The organism is Streptomyces monomycini (assembly GCF_022271435.1).
In the GTDB taxonomy this organism is placed as follows: domain Bacteria; phylum Actinomycetota; class Actinomycetes; order Streptomycetales; family Streptomycetaceae; genus Streptomyces; species Streptomyces monomycini.
The window spans coordinates 41,302-60,737 of the sequence record NZ_JAFIQY010000024.1; the positions used below are offsets into that span (position 1 = coordinate 41,302).

General features: G+C 72.1%; 17 protein-coding genes. 7 read left to right on the forward strand and 10 right to left on the reverse strand.

From position 1 onward, the window contains the following. The first annotated feature begins 152 nt into the window (after positions 1–152). A complete protein-coding gene (locus JXZ78_RS24755; protein WP_238783353.1) occupies positions 153–1,625 on the forward strand; it encodes an LCP family protein in 1,473 nt (490 codons plus the stop codon). A gap of 43 nt (positions 1,626–1,668) precedes the next feature. After that, positions 1,669–2,373: a hypothetical protein gene (locus tag JXZ78_RS24760; RefSeq protein ID WP_033038451.1), complete on the forward strand. Its 705-nt coding sequence runs from the start codon at positions 1,669–1,671 to the stop codon at positions 2,371–2,373. A 36-nt stretch (positions 2,374–2,409) separates the two neighbouring features. Here JXZ78_RS24760 and JXZ78_RS24765 read toward each other — a convergent pair whose 3' ends face one another. Further along, on the reverse strand, positions 2,410–2,964 hold the full coding sequence (locus JXZ78_RS24765) for an acyl-CoA thioesterase (RefSeq protein ID WP_030021674.1): 555 nt from the start codon (positions 2,962–2,964) through the stop codon (positions 2,410–2,412). 204 nt (positions 2,965–3,168) lie between these two features. Here JXZ78_RS24765 and JXZ78_RS24770 point away from each other — a divergent pair, with 204 nt between their 5' ends. Then, complete coding sequence (locus tag JXZ78_RS24770; RefSeq protein WP_030021673.1) at positions 3,169–4,512, forward strand: LCP family protein; 1,344 nt, start codon at positions 3,169–3,171, stop codon at positions 4,510–4,512. Between the two features lie 83 nt (positions 4,513–4,595). Here the strand turns inward: JXZ78_RS24770 and JXZ78_RS24775 are convergent, their stop codons facing one another. Next, entirely contained in the window at positions 4,596–5,768 is a 1,173-nt protein-coding gene (locus tag JXZ78_RS24775; RefSeq protein WP_030021672.1) for an acyl-CoA dehydrogenase family protein, read from the reverse strand. Positions 5,769–5,967: 199 nt separating this feature from the next. Between JXZ78_RS24775 and JXZ78_RS24780 the strand changes: the two genes are divergently transcribed. Continuing rightward, on the forward strand, positions 5,968–7,308 hold the full coding sequence (locus JXZ78_RS24780; protein ID WP_030021671.1) for a UDP-glucose dehydrogenase family protein: 1,341 nt from the start codon (positions 5,968–5,970) through the stop codon (positions 7,306–7,308). Between the two features lie 67 nt (positions 7,309–7,375). Here JXZ78_RS24780 and JXZ78_RS24785 read toward each other — a convergent pair whose 3' ends face one another. From JXZ78_RS24785 to JXZ78_RS24795, 3 genes are read right to left on the reverse strand one after another with little or no spacing between them, the layout of a single operon-like run. Then, the gene (locus JXZ78_RS24785) at positions 7,376–8,581 is read right to left on the reverse strand and encodes a dipeptidase (protein WP_030021670.1); all 1,206 of its coding nucleotides are present in this window, start codon (positions 8,579–8,581) and stop codon (positions 7,376–7,378) included. Next, entirely contained in the window at positions 8,578–9,117 is a 540-nt protein-coding gene (purE, locus tag JXZ78_RS24790) for a 5-(carboxyamino)imidazole ribonucleotide mutase (RefSeq protein WP_030021669.1), read from the reverse strand. The genes JXZ78_RS24785 and purE overlap by 4 nt, the downstream gene beginning before the upstream one ends. Then, positions 9,114–10,232, reverse strand: coding sequence for a 5-(carboxyamino)imidazole ribonucleotide synthase (locus tag JXZ78_RS24795; protein ID WP_030021668.1), 1,119 nt, complete (start codon positions 10,230–10,232; stop codon positions 9,114–9,116). Before JXZ78_RS24795 ends, purE begins: the two co-directional genes overlap by 4 nt. Positions 10,233–10,397: 165 nt before the next feature. Between JXZ78_RS24795 and JXZ78_RS24800 the strand changes: the two genes are divergently transcribed. Next, positions 10,398–10,835, forward strand: a complete 438-nt coding sequence (locus JXZ78_RS24800; RefSeq protein WP_050502678.1) for a protease inhibitor I42 family protein — start codon at positions 10,398–10,400, stop codon at positions 10,833–10,835. 135 nt (positions 10,836–10,970) lie between these two features. Beyond that, on the forward strand, positions 10,971–11,501 hold the full coding sequence (locus JXZ78_RS24805; RefSeq protein WP_030021666.1) for a GtrA family protein: 531 nt from the start codon (positions 10,971–10,973) through the stop codon (positions 11,499–11,501). Between the two features lie 93 nt (positions 11,502–11,594). On the opposite strand, the gene JXZ78_RS24810 is transcribed toward JXZ78_RS24805, so the two are convergent. Together JXZ78_RS24810 and JXZ78_RS24815 are read right to left on the reverse strand one after the other, a co-directional pair. Then, the gene (locus JXZ78_RS24810; protein WP_030021665.1) at positions 11,595–12,842 is read right to left on the reverse strand and encodes a sensor histidine kinase; all 1,248 of its coding nucleotides are present in this window, start codon (positions 12,840–12,842) and stop codon (positions 11,595–11,597) included. Between the two features lie 58 nt (positions 12,843–12,900). Then, the gene (locus JXZ78_RS24815; RefSeq protein WP_030021664.1) at positions 12,901–13,581 is read right to left on the reverse strand and encodes a response regulator transcription factor; all 681 of its coding nucleotides are present in this window, start codon (positions 13,579–13,581) and stop codon (positions 12,901–12,903) included. A gap of 521 nt (positions 13,582–14,102) precedes the next feature. Here JXZ78_RS24815 and JXZ78_RS24820 point away from each other — a divergent pair. Beyond that, positions 14,103–15,632: a peptide MFS transporter gene (locus JXZ78_RS24820; protein ID WP_030021663.1), complete on the forward strand. Its 1,530-nt coding sequence runs from the start codon at positions 14,103–14,105 to the stop codon at positions 15,630–15,632. Positions 15,633–15,707: 75 nt separating this feature from the next. Here JXZ78_RS24820 and JXZ78_RS24825 read toward each other — a convergent pair whose 3' ends face one another. From JXZ78_RS24825 to JXZ78_RS24835, 3 genes are read right to left on the reverse strand one after another with little or no spacing between them, the layout of a single operon-like run. Next, positions 15,708–17,135: a hypothetical protein gene (locus JXZ78_RS24825; protein ID WP_238783361.1), complete on the reverse strand. Its 1,428-nt coding sequence runs from the start codon at positions 17,133–17,135 to the stop codon at positions 15,708–15,710. A 53-nt stretch (positions 17,136–17,188) separates the two neighbouring features. Further along, a complete protein-coding gene (locus tag JXZ78_RS24830) occupies positions 17,189–18,322 on the reverse strand; it encodes a hypothetical protein (RefSeq protein WP_030021660.1) in 1,134 nt (377 codons plus the stop codon). A 32-nt stretch (positions 18,323–18,354) separates the two neighbouring features. Beyond that, positions 18,355–19,386: a COG1470 family protein gene (locus tag JXZ78_RS24835; protein WP_030021659.1), complete on the reverse strand. Its 1,032-nt coding sequence runs from the start codon at positions 19,384–19,386 to the stop codon at positions 18,355–18,357. Positions 19,387–19,436: the final 50 nt, after the last annotated feature.

Consider the following 19,436-nt stretch of genomic DNA (forward strand, 5'->3'; position numbering starts at 1 on the left):
ACGGCAGGCGGGTGGCCCTGGGACCGGCGTCCGGCGTGTGGCGCTTTACAGCCGATCATATGGGCCTACGGTGACCCGGCCTGCTCGTCCACGCCTCCCCCGCACCTGTCCCCGCACTCCGTCCGCCCCGACCCTGCCGCGGAGGTGTCCCCATGACCGCACCGCACCGCACGTCCCGTTCGCCCGCCCGTCACCGGCGACGGGACGGCCGGCCCCGCTGGGGCCTGCGCATCACCGCGGGCGTCTCGCTGCTGCTGCTGGCCGCGGGCGGGGTCGGGCACGCCATGGTCACCGGCGTCGAGGACGGCATCGCCCGGGTGGACGCCTTCAAGGGGCTGGGCAACCGGCCGGACAACAGCGGCGGTGACGGCATGAACTTCCTGGTCGTCGGTACGGACGGCCGGGCCAAGCTCTCCCCCGAGGAGAAACGCCGGTACCACCTGGGCGGCGAGCCGTGCCACTGCACCGACACGATCATGATGGTGCACCTGTCCGCCGACCGGAACCGCGCCAGCGTGGTCAGCCTGCCGCGCGACTCGTACGCGCAGACGCCCCCGCACACCGACGCGACCACCGGCAAGCACCACCGCGGCCACCCCGTGAAGCTGAACGCGGCGTACGCCGAGGGCGGCCCCGGCCTGACCATCCGGACCGTCGAGCGGATGACCGGTGTGCACATCGACCACTACCTGGAGGTCGACTTCACCAGCTTCATGAAGACGGTGGACGCGGTCGGCGGCGTGAACATCTGCACCAACCGCCCCCTGAAGGACAACTACAGCGGCCTGGACCTGCCCGCCGGACGCTCCCGGCTCAACGGCGGCCAGGCCCTCCAGTACGTCCGCGCCCGGCACCTGGACAGCGCCTCCGACCTCGGGCGGATGCAGCGCCAGCAGCGTTTCCTCGCCGCGCTCATGCACAAGATCACCAGCTCCGGCGCGCTGCTCCACCCGGTCCAGTTCAAGGAGATCACCGACGCGCTGCTGGAGTCCGTACGGGCCGACGAGGGGTTCGGCGCGGACGAGATGGTCGACCTCGGCCAGGCGCTGCGCGGCTTCAACCCGTCGTCCTCCGAGTTCGCCTCCGTACCGCTGGGCGACATCGACTTCCAGGTGCCGAACGTGGGCTCGACCGTGATGTGGAACGAGGACAAGGCGAAGCGGCTCTTCCAGGCGCTGCGCGAGGACCGGCCGCTGGCCGTGCGGCGGCCCGGACGGCAGCGCGCGACGGTCGTGGACGTACCGCCCGCCACGGTCCGGGTGCAGGTGGACAACGGCGCGGGCCGCACGGGGCTGGGCCGCGCGGTGGACACGTCCTTGCGCGCCACCGGCTTCGACACCACCGGCACCCCGGGCAACGCCGCCACCCGCACGCGGCGCACCGTGATCTCCTACGACCCGCGCTGGGACCGCTCGGTCCGCTCCCTCGCCGCCGCCCTGCCCGGGGCGGCCCTGCGCCAGGTTCCCGGGCAGGGCCCGGTGCTGCGGGTGACCGTCGGCAAGGACTTCAAGGCGGTCCACCGGGTGCGCTCCGACGACCCGACCCAGCCGACGGGCGCCGGTGACTTCGGGACGCTGACCGGCGACGAGGCGGCGTGCCCCGGGCCGCCGGGACCCCGGTCGTGAACCCGGTTGCCGAGGTCATGTGTACCCAGTACAGTCCCCACCCGTGAGCGAAAAACGATCACCACTCAGCGACCGGTGGTTCCTCGACCAGATCGCCGCCGTCATGCAGCAGTTCCAGCGCTCACAGCCGGGCAGCCAGGTGCCGGGCGCTCCGCGGCACTCCGGCCACGAGGACCTGACCGCCCGCGCCGCGCGCCTGTCCGCGCAGCGGGCCCGGCTGGAGCAGGAGGAAGCCGCACTCCAGGCGGACGTGGAACGCCTCAACCACGCCCTCGTCCCCACCCCGGCCCGCAGCTCCGACTCCGGCCCCGCGCCACGACCGGCCCGGTCGGCCCCCGTCCCGCACCTCGACATCGGCGCCGACGACCTCACCCTCACCGAGGCGGGCCGCATCCGCCGCGCCTACAAGGTCACCGAAGCCGCCCTGCCGCGCCTCGTCCTGGAGGCCGCGGCGGACGGCTTCGACGCACCCGCCATCGCCCGCGACCTCGCCGTCACGCCGTCGTACGTCTACCGCATCCTGCGCGAACGCGTCCGCTACAGCTGGCGCCTCGACGTACGCGACGGCGGCACGTGGGCCGTACGGAGCAGCGGTCAGGACGTCGTGGACCGCGCCCTCGGCAGCGACACCCGGCTCGCCGAAAAACTCCTCGCCGAGTCCGGCGCCGACCGCGTGCTGCTCTGGGAAGGCGCCCGCACGACGGACGCGAAGGCGACCCTCGACCTGGCACGCCCCGAAGGAACGTGACCACCCGCGCCGCGCGGCACCGCCCCGCGCGTCGTCCTACGCGTCGTCGATCCCGTCCGCCACCCGCTGCGCCCGCAGCTCCTTGATCGCGCGCCGCCGGGCCAGCCGGTGGGTGCGGCGGATCTGGGCCTCCTGGTAGCGGCGCTTGTCCCGCTCGGTCTCCGGGACGACCGGCGGTACGGGACGGGGCTTGCCCTCCTCGTCCACCGCCGCGAACACCAGGTAGGCCGACCCGACCTGCGTCGCGGGCGTGGACTCGTTCCAGCGCTCGGCCAGCACCCGCACCCCGACCTCCATCGAGGACCGCCCGGTCCAGTTGACCTGGGCCTTCACATGCACCAGGTCCCCCACGCGGACCGGCTCCAGGAAGGCCATCTCGTCCATGGAGGCGGTGACCGCGGGCCCGCCGGAGTGCCGGCCGGCCACCGCGCCCGCCGCGTCGTCGACGAGTTTCATGATCACGCCACCGTGCACCGTGCCGAGCAGGTTGGTGTCGCCTGCCGTCATGATGTGCGACAGCGTCGTCCGGGAGACGGAAGTGGGCTTGCCCGGAAGGTCGGCCTCCGGGCCGGTGGTGACGAGATCGGTCATGCGCCCACTTTATGCGCGGGCGCACCTCCCTTCCCGCGCGCCCACCCCACACCCCTGACCAGGGGCTCCCATGCCGGTTTGATCGCCTCCGTCCGCATTGCGCAAGCGGCGCTCCGTGTCACTTTGCATCAGCTCTGCAACAGCGACGGCCCGATCTCGTACCTCCCCTGTATGGGGGAGCCGTGGGGCAGGCAGACTTCCCCCATGAACGAGTGGCCTGGGTCCGACGACAGAGACCGGTACGGACGTGGCAGCGGCGCCGAGCCGGAGGGCGCGCGCGCCATGCCGCACGTACGGCGTGGCGGTCCCGACGGACCCGGTGGCCCCGGCGGTCCGGGTGGCCCCTACCCCGGGCCGGGGCAGCAACCGGGCGAACCGCCGCTGCCGCCGCACCTCTCCCCGCGCCGCCGCCCCTCCGTCCCGCCGCAGGGCCAGGGCCCCGACCCGTACGGCAACAGCTACGACGGCGGGCACGGCGACGGCTACAACACCGGCCAGGTCTACGGCGGTGGCCGCGGCGGCGGACAGGGTGGCGGACAGGGCGGCGGCCGTGCCCCGCGCCCCGCGCCCAACTGGGGCCGCCGCATCAAGTGGACCGTCCTGACGCTGGTCGCCGTCCTCCTCGTCACCTCGGTCGCCACGTACTTCTGGGCCGACGGCAAGCTGCGCCGCGAGGTCGACCTGAGCACGGTCATCGACCGGCCCGAGGAAGGCGACGGCACCAACTACCTGATCGTCGGCTCCGACAGCCGCGAGGGCATGTCCGACGAGGACAAGAAGAAGCTGCACACCGGCTCCGCCGAGGGCAAGCGCACGGACTCGATGATGATCCTGCACGACGGCGGCAACGGCCCGACCCTGATCTCCCTGCCGCGCGACTCGGACGTCGAGATCCCCTCGTTCGTCGGCTCCAAGTCCGGCAAGAAGTACGCCGCCAAGGGCCGCCACACCAAGCTCAACGCGGCCTACGCCGAGGACGGCCCCGAACTGCTGGTGCGCACCGTCGAGCACAACACCGGCCTGCGCATCGACCACTACGTCGAGATCGGCTTCGCGGGCTTCGCCAACATCGTGGACGCGATCGGCGGCGTCGAGATGGACATCCCGAAGGCCTTCAAGGACAAGAAGTCCGGCGCCGACTTCCAGGCCGGCAAGCAGACCCTCAACGGCGAACAGGCCCTCGCCTTCGTCCGCACCCGCTACGCCTTCGCCGGCAGCGACCTGGACCGCACGAAGAACCAGCAGAAGTTCCTCGCCGCCCTGGCGAGCCAGACGGCCACCCCCGGCACGATCATCAATCCGTTCAAGCTCTACCCGACGATGAGCGCGGGCCTGGACACCGTGATCGTCGACAAGGACATGGGCCTGTTCGACCTCGGCTCGATGTTCTTCGCGATGAAGGGCGTCACGGGCGGCGACGGCAAGTCGATGAACATGCCCATCGCGGGCAGCGTCGGCGGCAACCTCCGTTGGGACAAGGCCAAGGTCGCCCAACTCGTCGGACAGCTGAAGAACGACGAGCCGGTGACGGTGAGCGGGAACGAGTAGGCGAGACGGCGCCTCCGGACAACCGGAGCACCGCGAGAGCCCCCGGCCGAAGCCGGGGGCTCTTGCGGTGGGCGGCCGTGCCGTTACGGCAGGTTCCGCGCCATCACGATGCGCTGGACCTGGTTGGTGCCCTCGTAGATCTGCGTGATCTTGGCGTCGCGCATCATGCGCTCCAGCGGGTAGTCGCGGGTGTAGCCGTAGCCGCCGAGGAGCTGGACGGCGTCGGTGGTGATCTCCATGGCGGCGTCCGAGGCGTAGCACTTGGCGGCGGCGCCGAAGAAGGTGAGGTCCTCGGGCTTGCCGCCCGCGGAGATGCGCTCGGACTTGGCGGCGGCGGCGTAGGTGAGCTGGCGGGCGGCCTCCAGCTTCATGGCCATGTCGGCGAGCATGAACTGCACGCCCTGGAAGTCGCCGATCGGCTTGCCGAACTGCTTGCGCTCCTGGACATAGCCCTTGGCGTAGTCGAGGGCGCCCTGGGCGATGCCGAGGGCCTGGGCCGCGATGGTGATGCGGGTGTGGTCCAGGGTCTTCATGGCGGTGGCGAAGCCGGTGCCCTCCGCGCCGATCATGCGGTCGGCGGGGATGCGGACGTTGTCGAGGTAGACCTCGCGGGTCGGGGAGCCCTTGATGCCGAGCTTCTTCTCCGGGGCGCCGAAGGAGACACCCGCGTCGTCCTTCTCCACGACGAAGGCGGAGATGCCCTTGGAGCGCTTCTCCGGGTCGGTGACGGCCATCACCGTGTAGTACTCGGAGACACCGGCGTTGGTGATCCAGCGCTTGACGCCGTTGAGCACGTAGTCGTCGCCGTCGCGTACGGCCTTGGTCTTCATGCCGGCCGCGTCGGAGCCCGCGTCCGGCTCGCTCAGGCAGTACGAGAACATCGCGTCGCCCTTGGCGAGCGGGCCCAGGTACTTCTTCTTCAGCTCCTCGGAGCCGGAGAGGATCACCGGGAGGGAGCCGAGCTTGTTGACGGCCGGGATCAGCGAGGAGGAGGCGCAGACGCGGGCGACCTCCTCGATGACGATGACGGTGGCCAGCGCGTCGGCGCCGGCACCGCCGTACGCCTCGGGGACGTGCACGGCGTGCAGGTCGTTCAGGGTCAGCGCGTCCCTGGCCTCCTGGGGGAAGCGGGCCTGCTCGTCCACCTCGGCGGCGAACGGGGCGATCTTCGCCTCGGCGAGCGAGCGCACCGACTCGCGGAGCATGTCGTGCTCCTCGGACGTCCGGTACAGATCGAAATCAGCGGTTCCCGCCAAGGTTTCTCACTCCCCTGAGAGCTGACTGCAGTGCTAACTACCGTTAAGTAACCCGAATTCTAGGGGGCTGTACGGCACCGGGGATACGTGAGTTACCCGACAGCACCCGTACGGTCCCGGCCACCGGGCCCGGACCCCCGGGACCCGGCCGGACTATGCTCAGGCAGCGCACTCCTCCCCGTATGCACCTGGAGCACCCATGGCCCTGAAGATCACCGTGATCGGCACCGGCTACCTCGGCGCGACGCACGCCGCGGCCATGGCGGAGCTGGGGTTCGAGGTGATGGGCCTGGACATCGACCCGGCGAAGATCGCGATGCTGGAGCGGGGCGAGACCCCGATGTACGAGCCCGGCCTGGAAGAGCTGCTGCGGGCGCATGTCGCGGGCATCGAGGGCGCCAGCGGGCGGCTGCGCTTCACCACCTCCTGGGAGGAGCTGGCGGACTTCGGCGACGTGCACTTCGTGTGCGTGAACACGCCGCAGAAGCACGGCGAGTACGCCTGCGACATGTCCTACGTCGAGTCGGCCGTCGAGTCGCTGGCCCCGCTGCTGCGGCGCCCGGCGCTGGTGGTCGGCAAGTCGACGGTCCCGGTGGGCAGCGCGGCGCGGCTGGCGAAGCGGCTCGTGGAGCTGGCGCCGGCCGGCGAGGACGTGGAGCTGGCGTGGAACCCGGAGTTCCTGCGCGAGGGCTTCGCCGTGCAGGACACCCTGCACCCGGACCGGATCGTGATCGGTGTCGACGGCGGGCGGGCCGAGGAGCTGCTGCGGGAGGTGTACGCGACGCCGGTGGCCGAGGGCTCGCCGTTCGTGGTGGCCGACTTCCCCACCGCCGAGCTGGTCAAGACGTCCGCGAACTCCTTCCTGGCCACGAAGATCTCGTTCATCAACGCCATGGCGGAGGTGTGCGAGGCGGCCGGCGGTGACGTGGTGAAGCTGGCGGAGGCGATCGGCCACGACGAGCGGATCGGCAAGAAGTTCCTGCGGGCCGGCATCGGCTTCGGCGGCGGCTGCCTGCCCAAGGACATCAGGGCGTTCATGGCGCGCGCCGGTGAGCTGGGCGCCGACCAGGCCTTGACGTTCCTGCGCGAGGTCGACTCGATCAACATGCGGCGCCGCGGCCACATGGTCGAGCTGACCCGGGAGGCGGTCGGCGGTTCCTTCCTCGGGACCCGGGTCGCCGTCCTGGGCGCCACGTTCAAGCCGGATTCGGACGACGTACGGGACTCGCCCGCGCTCAACGTCGCCGGGCAGATCCACCTCCAGGGCGGCCAGGTGACGGTCTACGACCCCAAGGGCATGGAGAACGCGCGGCGCGTGTTCCCGACGCTGGGGTACGCGGACTCGGCGCTGGAGGCGGTGCGCGGCGCCGACGTGGTGCTGCACCTGACCGAGTGGCGGGAGTTCCGGGAGCTGGACCCGGCCGCGCTGGCCGAGGTGGTGGCCACACCGCGCATCCTGGACGGGCGCAACGCGCTCGACCCGGAGCTGTGGCGCAAGGCGGGCTGGACGTACCGGGCGCTGGGCCGTCCGCAGGCCTGAGACGGGAACGAACGACGAGGGGCCGGGCTCATCATGAGCCCGGCCCCTCGTGGCGCTGTCGCGCTGCTCAGCCGTCGAGGGCGTCGAGGCCGTCGAGCTGGTCGATCGTTGCGACGGACGGTCCGCGCTCGGCCTGCACCGCGCGGGCGACGTCCTCCGCGCCGCGCAGCGTGCGGACGGCGTTCTGCCAGGTCAGCTTGGCCAGGTCGGCCGTGGACCATTTGCGGTCCAGGAGTTCGGCGACCAGGTTCGGGTAGCCGGACACGTCGGCGAGGTCGGCGGGGGTGAAGGCGGTGCCGTCGAAGTCGCCGCCGATGCCGATGTGGTCGACGCCGGCGACCTCGCGCATGTGGTCGAGGTGGTCGGCGACGGTCGCGGCGGTGGCGAGCGGGCGGGGGCTCGCCGTCTCGAAGGCGCGGTGTATCGCCATGCCCTCGGCGGTGGTGTCCAGGTGGTGGAAGCCGTGGGCGCGCATGTTCTCGTCCGCCCGCAGCGTCCAGTCCACGGCCTCGGGCAGGATGAACTTCGGTACGAAGGTGGCCATCGCGACCCCGCCGTTGGCGGACAGCCGCTCCAGCACGTCGTCCGGGATGTTGCGCGGGTGGTCGCAGACCGCGCGCGCGGAGGAGTGCGAGAAGACGACCGGCGCGACGCTGGTGTCCAGCGCGTCGCGCATGGTGTCGGCGGAGACGTGCGAGAGGTCGACCAGCATGCCGAGGCGGTTCATCTCGCGGACGACCTCGCGGCCGAAGGCGGTCAGGCCGTGCGCGCGCGGCTCGTCGGTGGCCGAGTCCGCCCAGGCGATGTTGTCGTTGTGGGTGAGCGTCATGTAGCGCACACCCAGTTCGTACAGCGCGCGCAGAGTGGCCAGCGAGTTGTTGATGGAGTGGCCGCCCTCGGCACCCATCAGGGACGCGATCCGGCTCTCGGCGCGGGCCGCTTCCATGTCGTCGGCGGTGTACGCCAGGCGCAGGTCGCCGGGGTGGCGGACGGCGAGCTGCCGCACCACGTCGATCTGTTCGAGGGTGGCGCTGACCGCCTGGTCGCCGGTGTAGTCGGTCCGTACGTACACCGACCAGAACTGCGCGCCGACGCCGCCGGCCCGCAGCCGGGGAATGTCGGTGTGCAGGTGACCGGTCTGGTCGCCGGCGATGTCGCGCCGGTCGAGGTCGTAGCGGACCTGCTCGCGCAGGGCCCAGGGCAGGTCGTTGTGGCCGTCGACGACGGGGTGTTCGGCGAGCAGCGCGCGGGCCGCCTCCAGGGACGCGCTCACTTGCCGCTCCCGAAGCCGAAGCCGGCCGGGGTGGCGACCTTGTTGCGCAGCCGCTTGCCCTTCTCGGTGGCCTGCTCGTTCAGGTGCTGCTGGAACTCGCGCATCCGGGCCAGCAGGTCGGGGTCGTGGGCGGCGAGCATCCGGGCGGCGAGCAGCCCGGCGTTGCGGGCGCCGCCGACCGAGACGGTGGCGACGGGCACCCCGGCCGGCATCTGCACGATGGACAGCAGCGAGTCCATGCCGTCCAGGTACTTCAGCGGTACGGGCACGCCGATGACCGGCAGCGGGGTGACCGAGGCGAGCATCCCCGGCAGGTGGGCAGCTCCCCCGGCGCCCGCGACGATCGCCTTCAGGCCGCGGCCGGCGGCCTCCTCGCCGTACGCGATCATCTCGTGCGGCATCCGGTGCGCGGAGACGACGTCGACCTCGTAGGGGATCTCGAACTCGTCCAGGGCCTTGGCGGCGGCCTCCATGACGGGCCAATCGGAGTCGGAGCCCATGACGATGCCGATGAGGGGGGAGCTGCTGCTGGTCATTCGGTGATGGTTCCTCGCAGATAGCCGGCGGCGTGCGCGGCGCGCTCTCGCACGTCGGCCAGGTCGTCGCCGTAGGTGTTGACGTGTCCGACCTTGCGGCCGGGCTTCACGTCCTTTCCGTACATATGGATCTTCAGCTGCGGGTCCCGTGCCATGCAATGGAGGTACGCGGAATACATGTCCGGATAGTCCCCGCCGAGGACGTTGGCCATCACGGTCCACCGCGCGCGCGGGCGGGGGTCGCCGAGCGGCAGGTCGAGGACGGCCCGCAGGTGGTTGGCGAACTGCGAGGTGATCGCGCCGTCCTGGGTCCAGTGACCCGAGTTGTGCGGGCGCATGGCCAGCTCGTTGACGAGGATGCGGCCGTCGGCGGTCTCGAACAGCTCGACCGCGAGGTGGCCGACCACACCGAGTTCGTGCGCGATGCGCAGCGCCAGTTCCTGGGCCTGGCCGGACAGCGCGTCGGAGAGGCCGGGGGCGGGCGCGATCACCGTGTCGCAGACGCCGTCGACCTGGACGGACTCCACGACCGGGTACGCGACGGCCTGGCCGTGCGGTGAACGGACCACGTTGGCGGCCAGTTCCCGGACGAAGGGGACCTTCTCCTCGGCCAGAACCGGCACTCCGGCGCGGAACGGCTCGGCGGCCTCCTTGGAGGATCGTACGATCCAGACGCCCTTGCCGTCGTAGCCGCCGCGGACGGTCTTGAGGACGACGGGGAACCCGTCGGTCTCGGCCGCGAAAGCCGCTACGTCCGCCGGATCGGCGACGATGCGGTGCCGGGGGCAGGGTGCCCCGATCGCGTCGAGCTTCGCTCGCATCACCCCCTTGTCCTGGGCGTGCACCAGCGCGTCGGGTCCTGGCCGGACGGGGATACCGTCGGCCTCCAGGGCCCTCAAGTGCTCGGTGGGGACATGCTCATGATCGAAAGTGATCACGTCACAGCCACGGGCGAAGGCGCGCAGCGTGTCCAGGTCGCGGTGGTCGCCGATGACGACCTCGCTGACCACCTGGGCCGCCGAGTCCTGCGGGGTGTCGCTGAGGAGCTTGAACTTGATGCCGAGGGGGATGCCCGCCTCGTGGGTCATTCGGGCGAGCTGACCGCCACCGACCATGCCGACTACCGGGAACGTCACGCCCCCAGGGTATCCGCCCGCCCACGGAGCCCGGTCACCGCCTTGGAGGAACGTACGAACGCAAGTGCGCCACTCTCACCGTTCCGGCCTCCGGCGATCGGCGCGGGCGGTAGGCTCGCCGCCCGCGCCGAGGGGAAGGAACGCATGAGCGAGGGCCGGACGTCCGGGCGCACCAGGGCCGTGGGGATCGTCGTCGCGGTGGCGGCCCTGGCCGCCGCGGTCTACGCGGTGATCTCCCAGCTGTCCCGTCCCGCCGTCTTCGACGAGGACGACCGGGAGATCACGGTCTCCCCCGGCACCCACTTCTCGATCCGCCTCAAGGACAACCCTTCGACCGGCTTCCGGTGGGTCCTCGCCACGCCGGAGCCGGACCCGGCCGTACTGCGGAGGACCGGTGGGCACTACGACGCCGACGAGCCGGCCCGCCCGGGTTCGGGCGGCCTGCGCTACGTCGATTTCATGGCGCGGAGTGCCGGACATACCGAGGTGACTCTCAGATACTGCTTCCGCTGCGGCACCCCGCAGGCCGACGAGCAGGACGAGAACAGCCGGACCCGGCGGTTCCGCGTGACCGTGGACTGACATGTCCCGTACGCCCCTGCCGTCCCGGGTGGCAGGCAGCACACAGGTCCCCTGGTTAGCATGAGCGTGCGGTTGCACGGGGGTGACCGTGCAGGAACGCCCACGACCGCCCACCACAGGAGCTGAACGATCACGATGAGTGAACGGAGCGCACTGCGGGCCCGACTGGACGCGCTGGCCCGCGAACTCATGAAGTTCGGCGCCGTCGGGGGTGCGGGGGTCCTCGTCAACTTCGTCGTCTTCAACCTGGTACGGCACCTGACCGAGCTGCCCGTCGTCCGGGCCAGCGTGGTGGCGACCGTCGTGGCCACCGGTACGAACTACCTCGGCTACCGCTACTTCACCTACCGGGACCGCGACAAGAACGGGCGGACCAAGGAGCTGACGCTCTTCCTGCTGTTCAGCGTCGTCGGCCTGGTCATCGAGAACGGCGTCCTGTACGTGGCGACGTACGGGTTCGGCTGGGACACCTCGCTGCAGAGCAACGTCTTCAAGTTCCTCGGCATCGGCCTGGCCACGCTCTTCCGCTTCTGGTCCTACCGCACCTGGGTGTTCCGCGCGCTGCCCGCGCGCGAGGCCGTGGAGACCGCGGAGTCCTTCCTGGCCGAGGGCGCGCGACCGCAGCGGGCGGCGAGCGCGGCGGCTGCCGAGCGGCCGCAGGACTAGAGCGCGGCCATGGACGGCCCGCGCAGCTGAAGACGGCCGCGCGGCCGGGGGGGGGAGCCGGGCGGCCCGTGTCTCTGCGGGCCCCCCTCCGGCTCACTCCGGCGAAGGCTCCGCCTCACGGGCGAGGAAGAGCGCGAAGACCGGCGGATACTGCTGGAGGAGTTCCAGCCGTCCGCCGTCCGCCTCTGCCAGATCACGGGCCACGGCCAGCCCCAGTCCCGTCGAATTCCGGCCACTGACCGTCCGCTCGAAGACCCGCGAGCCGAGGTCCGGCGGTACACCCCGGCCGGCGTCCGTGACCTCGACGACCGCCTGGTTGCCGGTGACCCGGGTGCGCAGCGCCACCGTCCCGTCCCCGTGCATCAGCGAGTTCTCGATCAGGGTGGCGAGGACCTGGGCCACCGCCCCGGGGGTGCCGACCGCCCGCAGCCCCTTCTTGCCGGAGCGGACGATGGCCCGGCCCGCGCTGCGGTAGGCCGGGCGCCACTCCTCGACCTGCTGCTTGACGACCTCGTCGAGGTCGAAGGCGACGGCGGAGCCGGAGCGCGGGTCGCGGGAGTTGGTCAGCAGCCGCTGGACGACGTCGGTGAGCCGCTCGACCTGGCCCAGCGCGATGCTGGCCTCCTCCTTCACCGTGTCCGGGTCGTCGGTGAGGGTGATCTCCTCCAGCCGCATGGACAGCGCGGTCAGCGGCGTCCGCAGCTGGTGGGAGGCGTCGGCGGCGAGCCGGCGTTCGGCGGTGAGCATCCGCGCGATGCGCTCGGCACTGGCGTCCAGCACGTCCGCGACCCGGTCCAGCTCCTGCACCCCGTACCGGCGGTGGCGCGGCCGCGGATCACCGGAGCCGAGGCGTTCCGCGGTCTCCGCGAGGTCGGTCAGCGGCGCGGTCAGCCGACGGGCCTGCTGCACGGCGAGCACCACCGCGGCCAGGATCGCCAGGATCGCGACAGCCAGGATGACCAGCAGCGTCCGGCCGATCTCGGCACTCACCGCGGAGCGCGGTTCCTCGACGGTGACGGTCTCACCGCGGTCGCCGTGCTGGGTCGAGGCGATGACGTCACCGGACGGCCGGGAGCCGATCTCGATCCGGGACCGGCCCGGCACCTTGATCTCGGCGTACCGCTTGGCGGTGATCTGCTCCGAGAGGATCTCGGGCGTCAGCTTCTCGCCGCTGCCCAGCCGGCTCTCCACGATGCCGACGAGCCGTACGGCCTCGGCGGCGACGCTGTCCTGCGCCCCCGACTGGATGGTGCGGGTCTCCACGATGACCAGCGAGACGCCGAAGACGGCGATCACGACGAGCACCACGGCGAGAGTGGAATTGATCAGACGGCGGCGCACGGTGTCCTCCGGGCGGGATGCGTTCGTTCTTCTACTTCTTCCCGCCCGGCGGCGGGTCTCAGCTCTTCTCGAAGCGGAAGCCGACGCCGCGCACGGTGGCGATGTACCGCGGGTTGGCCGCGTCGTCGCCGAGCTTCTTGCGGAGCCAGGAGATGTGCATGTCCAGCGTCTTCGTGGACGACCACCACGTGGTGTCCCAGACCTCGCGCATCAGCTGGTCCCGGGTGACGACCCGGCCCGCGTCCCGCACCAGCACCCGCAGCAGGTCGAACTCCTTGGCGGTGAGCTGGAGTTCGTCGTCGCCCATCCAGGCGCGGTGCGACTCGACGTCGATCCGTACGCCGTGCGTCGCGGGCGGCTGCTGCGGCTCGACGGACGAGCCGCGGCGCAGCAGGGCGCGGACGCGGGCGAGCAGTTCGGCGAGCCGGAAGGGCTTGGTGACGTAGTCGTCGGCGCCGGCGTCCAGGCCGACGACGGTGTCGACCTCGTCGGCGCGGGCGGTGAGCACGAGGATGGGGAAGGAGTGGCCTTCGTTGCGCAGCCGGCGGGCCACCTCGAGGCCGTCCATGCCGGGCAGGCCCAGGTCGAGGACGACCAGGTCGATGCTGCCCTGCAGACCGGCGTCGAGCGCCGTGGGGCCGTCCTCGCGCACCTCGACTTCGTAACCCTCGCGGCGCAGGGCGCGGGCGAGCGGCTCCGAGATGGACGCGTCATCCTCGGCGAGCAGTACACGGGTCATGGGCCGATGGTAGTCCCAGGTCTTACCTCCCCGGGCGGGACCCGGTGCGCCCGGAGGTGGCCGGAAAACGTCCCGCGGACGGCGCGCCGGCGGCGTGCGCGCGGCCGGCGGGCGATCAAGGGGCGGGGTGCGCTCCACGGCCGCGGACCTGCGTACGGTTCCCGGTTGATCATGTGACCGTTGTCTCAGTGGTCCCACCGGTGCGGCTGCTGGACGTATGGTGTCCCAACGTCCGTAGCACAGCCTCGGGACCCGTGACGCTCACGAGCCGTCATCGGTCCCTGTTGTGTGCGGGGCTGGAACCACCAGTCTTGATACACAGTGAATGACCTGTCGACCGGGTCCACCGCGCACACAGCACGGGGGCGTGGATCCCGGTGTCGCGAGTGTCCTGCCGATTCCTCTTCCAGTGGCGTCGGCCCCCGAGGACGTGGGGGCGGGCAACGTGACGCCGGTGCCGGTCAGCCGACCCGGGCGCGCTGCGGTCTCCTCACGCGTCCCGAGCACACCTAGGAAGCACCATGGCGTCCAGCCTGACGAAGGACGCCGGCGCGCAGGGGAACCCTGCCAGCGACGGCAAAACCTTCTTCGGCCACCCCCGCGGACTGGCCACCCTCTTCATGACCGAGATGTGGGAGCGGTTCAGCTTCTACGGCATGAGGGCACTCCTCGTCCTCTACCTCATCTCGGGCGGCGCCGACGCCAAGGTGGGCGAGCAGGGCGGCGGCCTGGCCATGACCGCCGCGACCGCCTCGGCGATCTACGCGGTCTACATGGCGATGGTCTACCTGCTCGCCATGCCCGGCGGCTGGTTCGGCGACCGGGTCTGGGGCCCGCGCAAGACCGTGATCATCGGTGCGGGCGTGGTGATCGTCGGTCACCTGACGCTGGCCCTGCCCGGCCAGGGCACCTTCTTCGCCGGTCTGGCCCTGGTGGCGCTCGGCTCGGGTCTGCTCAAGGCCAACATCTCCACGATGGTCGGCCAGCTCTACGACGGCCCGCAGGACCCGCGCCGCGACTCCGGCTTCACGATCTTCTACATCGGCATCAACCTCGGCGGCGTCTCCGCCCCGCTGGTGGTCGGCACCATCGGCCAGAGCATCAACTGGCACGTGGGCTTCGCGACCGCCGGTCTCGGTATGGCGCTGGGTCTGGTCGGCTTCCTGTTCGGCACCCGCAACCTGAACCCGCGCAGCAGCGAGGTCCCGACCCCGCTCACCCGTGAAGAGCGCATGGGCTGGCTGCGCAAGGGCCTGATCTGGACCGTCGTCGCGGCCGTCTTCTACGGCATCGTCGTGGCCACCGGGACCTTCACGCTGAACTGGGCGCTGATCCCGATCAGCCTGCTCGGCATGATCATTCCGATCTCGGTCCTGGTGCGCATCAAGCGCGACAAGGAACTGACGCAGACCGAGCAGACCAAGGTCAGCGGCTACATCTGGTTCTTCGTCGCCGCCGCGATCTTCTTCATGATCTTCGACCAGGCCGGTTCGACGCTGAACGTCTTCGCCGACAAGAACACCGCGGACACGGTATTCGGCCTGCAATTCCCGTCGACCTGGTTCCAGTCGGTGAACTCGGCCTGGGTCCTGGCGCTCGCACCGCTGTTCGCCGCGGCGTGGACGGCGCTGGCCCGGCGCTCGAAGGAGCCCAGCACGGTCGTGAAGTTCGCGATGTCGATGCTGCTCGTCGGCGCCTCGTACTTCGTGTTCATCGTGCCGATGCAGATGTCCTCCGGCGGCGACAAGGTCAGCCCGATGTGGCTGATCACCGTCTACATGATCCAGACCATGGGTGAGCTGTGCCTCTCCCCGGTCGGCCTGTCGGTGACCACCAAGATGGCCCCGCAGAAGTACGCCAGCCAGATGATGGGCGTGTGGTTCCTCGCCGTCACCACTGGTGACTGCGTGGTCAGCCTGATCTCCCTGGCCGGTGCCGACCTCAGCGGTGTGGGGGTGGTGGCGTCCGAAGCGGCGCTGGCCGTCCTGGCCGGTGTGGCGATCTGGATGTCCCGCAAGAAGATCGAGGCGTCCATGGGTGACGTCCACTGACGCTGTCGTAGCGCGTCCCCGATACGCGGAGGGGCTCGGTGCCATGGGGCACCGGGCCCCTCCTGCGTTCCGCCGTCAGCGGCGCCGCAGCGCCCGGCCGGGTACGAAGGTGAAGACCGCGCCGCCCAGCAGGACCACCGTGCCCGCGACCAGGGCGAGGGCGCGCAGGCCGCCGTGGTCGCCCGCGCCGGTCTCCGCCAGGCCGCCCGACGTGCCGCCCGTGCTCGTGGGGCCCATCGAGCCGCCACCCGCCGTGCCCCCGCCGCCCGTACCGCCGCCCGTACCGCCGGACGCGGACGAGCCGCCGCCGGTGCCGCCCTGCTGGGCCGTCGTGTCCAGGGCCAGGGAGACGCCCGGGTCCTTCTCCGGGGTGCAGGTCGTGGTCGTCCCCAGGGCGTTGACGGTCAGCACACCGGGCGTCAGGGTCGCCTTCCCGGTGGCGCCCGGGGTGTAGGTGCCCTTCAGGTCGGGGATCGCGATCGGCTGCCCGGACTTGATGGGCTCCTTGTTCGCCGGGCCCTCGGTCGTGACCGCGCCCTTGTCGGCGCCGCCGACCCGTACCTGCAGGGACGGTTTGACCGCGCCGGCCGGGATGTCCGCCGGGCTGTCCATCACCGACTTCGCGAACTTCACCGTCAGGTCGTAGGCACCGCCCTTCTTGGTGGCGTTGATCTGCACCGGGGAGGTGGCCTTCTTGTCGCCGATCGGGGTCTTGCAGGCGTACGGGACCTGGACCTGCTTGCCCTCGTAGGAAGTGCCGTCGGGGTCGCCCCCGCCTCCGGAGGAGCCGGAGGAGCCGGAGGAGCCACCCGTGCCTCCCGTACCGCCGCCGGTCGAGCCGCCGGTGTCCGAACCGCCCGCTGCGCCGCCGCCGGTACTGCCCGCGCTCGTGCCGCCGCTCGCCGTGGAGCCGCCGGTGCTGCCGGTGCTGCCGCCCGTGCCGCTGCCGCCGGTGTCGCCGCCCCCCGTACCGCCGCCGGTGGTGCCGCCCGGGCCGCCGCCGTCCGTCACCTTGATCGTGGCGGCGGGCCGCACGTCCTCCTTCGGGGTGCATTTCGTGTCGGTGGAGATCGGCTTGTTGACGTTGATGTTGTAGAAGCCGGGCGCCAGGGTGATCTCGCCGGGCTTCTCCAGCTTCAGGGTGCCCTTCATGTCGGAGAGCTTCATCGGGCTGTTCTTGGGGATCGGCGGGTTCTGCCGCGGCCCCTGGACGCTCAGCTCGCCGCTCTGCGCGCCGCCCACCTTGATCTTGCCGCTGGGCTGCACGGTGTCCTTGTCCAGGTCGAGGATGTCGGGGTTCTTGGACGCGGCCTCGACCGTCCGCCACACCACCTCGACCTCGTCGCCGACCTTCGCCGTCGCGGGCGCGGTGATCTCCACCTTGGTGGTGCCCTGGATCGCGGGCAGTCCCGAGATCGGCGGCGGTACGCACTCGGTCCGGTACGCCGTCTCCGCGGCGTCAGCCGGTCCGGCGGCCGCCAGTATGCCCGCACCGGCGAGCATCAGGGCGAAGCCGCCCGCGCTCGCTCTCCTGCGTTGCCTCGTCACGTGGCACATCACGTGGAACCTTTCGATGTCGGAGGGTCGGTGGGTGGTGCAGTGGTGGCGGACGGTGCGGTGTCCGGGGTGAACCACGGCAAGGGGGCGGCGGCATCGCCGTCCGCGGGGGCGGGCTCCGGCGTGCGGGGCGCGGGGGCGCGGGCGCCGCGGTGACGTCCCGCGGCCGCCGGACGCCGGGGCGCCCGCGGTACGGCCCTCCCCCACGGCCGGCCCTTCGTACGGGCCGATCCCGGGCGCGGCCGGACCCGGTCGACGACCGCCATGCCGATACGGAAGACGGCGGCCGGCACGACGACGCACAGCAGGATCCAGAACAGCGTCACGCCCCAGGGCCGCCCGACGCCCCACGGCTGCTCGGCGAGCACCTTGCCGCCGTACTTCAGCGACACGAGGTAGTCGCCGTGCGCCCCGGCGGGCAGCTCCACCGGCAGTTCGATGCGCTGCTTCCGCCCGGCGGGCACGGTCCCCTGCCACTGCCGCTCCTCCCACTGCGGGGCGAAGACGCCGTGCGAGGTGCCGACCTCGAAGACCGGGTCCCTGGCCGGGGTGGAGCCGACGTTGCCCACGGTGACCACGAGCCGTCGCTGCGCCGGTGCGCCGAACCAGGTCAGCAGGCCGCTGGAACCTTCCAGCCGCGGCGGCGCCAGGACGCTCAGCCGCCCGCCCGGGTCCTGCCGCGGCAGCGGCGCGACGGGGTGCCCGGCCACCGTGAACGGGGCGTCGGCGCTGGCGGTCGCGCCGGTCACGGTGGCGGCGTGCACGACGCACGGGCAGGGCTTCGGCGGCTCGGCGACCGGCAGGTCCTTGCGGAAGGAGCCGTCCGGGCCGGTGGTCACGGCCCGGCCGTCGCCGTTGGCGCACGCGTTGGTGCCGCCGATCATGTTCTGTCCGCAGATGAGCAGGGTGAGCAGCGTCCCGGGGCGCCAGCCGCTGCCGGTCACGGTGAGGGTGCCGCCCTTGCCCGCTTGCCGGGCGGAGAGGTGGAGGCGGGGGGTGGCGGCGGACTGGGCTGCTGGGGCGGTCTGGGGGGCGGCTGAAGCCATGGTCGGTACGGGCAGCAGGGCGAGGCAGAGAAGGACGAGGAAGGGGCTCATCCGGCCGGCCGTCCAGCCCCTCGTCCAGCAGCCCATGCGGCCGGTCATGCGGCCGGTCATGCGTCCGGTCATGCGTCCGCCCCCGCCCGGGCGCCCGTTCCTAAGGCCGCATACGGCTCCTGTGGCGGCCCCTGTGGCGCTTCCGCCGCCGGAGAGCTCTGCCGAAGCCCCGCCGCCCGCCTCCGGCGCCGTACGCGCCACAGGGCCGCGCCCGCCAGCAGCCCCGCGGGCGGCAGCGCGGCAGCACTCCACGGGACCGCCGTGTAGGAGGCCGCCGCCGTCCCACGCGCGCCGCCCGGCGCCGTGGCCGTCAGCCGTACGTCCACCGAGTCCAACGCGGGCGGATCGGGCCACGGCTCGGTCAGCGGGACCCGGCGGCCCGGGGGCAGCGTGACGGGGAGGGTGCGCGCCGCGCGGCGCAGGGCCGGTCCGAAGAGCCCGTCGGCGTCGACCGCGAGTCGTGGCGTGAGCGTGGTGTTGCCGCGGTTGACCAGCGCATACCGGATGACGGCCGCGCTTCCCCGGCGCTCCACCGCCACGTCCTCGACGCTCAGCGCGGCCAGCACGGGCCCGGTCACCCGCAGGTGCACCGCGACCGCGGCCGTCCTGCCGCCCCCCTCGGCGACGAGCGCGGCCGGGTGGTCGCCCGGGGTCGCGTCCCTGGGGACGGTCACGGTGAAGGGCACGGCCGCCCGGGTGCGCGGTGGCACCCGTACCTCCTTGCCCGCCGTGGCGATCCAGCCGCCGGCCCCGGCCGGTCCGCCGCGCAGCCGGAGCGTCACCGCGCTGCCGCCGGGGTTGGTGAGCGACAGCCGGTCGTTGAGGACCGCGCCGGGCGCGCCTTCCAGGTAGAAGTACGGGCGGTCCTGGGCGCTCGGCCGCGCCTCGCCTCCGGGGGCGGGCGCGGCGGTCCAGGGCCCGCCGCCCGGGACGGAAGCGGACGGGCCGGGCACGGACGGACCGGACGCGGACGGACCGGGCACGGACGGACCGGAAGCGGGAGCGGGTCCGGGCGCGGCGTACGCCCCGGCCGGGCTCAGCAGCGCGACGGCGGCCGCGAGAGCTGCGCCCGGGACCACCGAGCGGGTACGGGACGGCATCGGCGGCTCCTGGGGCTGGTGCAGGTGCTGTGCTCGTACGCGTGCGGGGT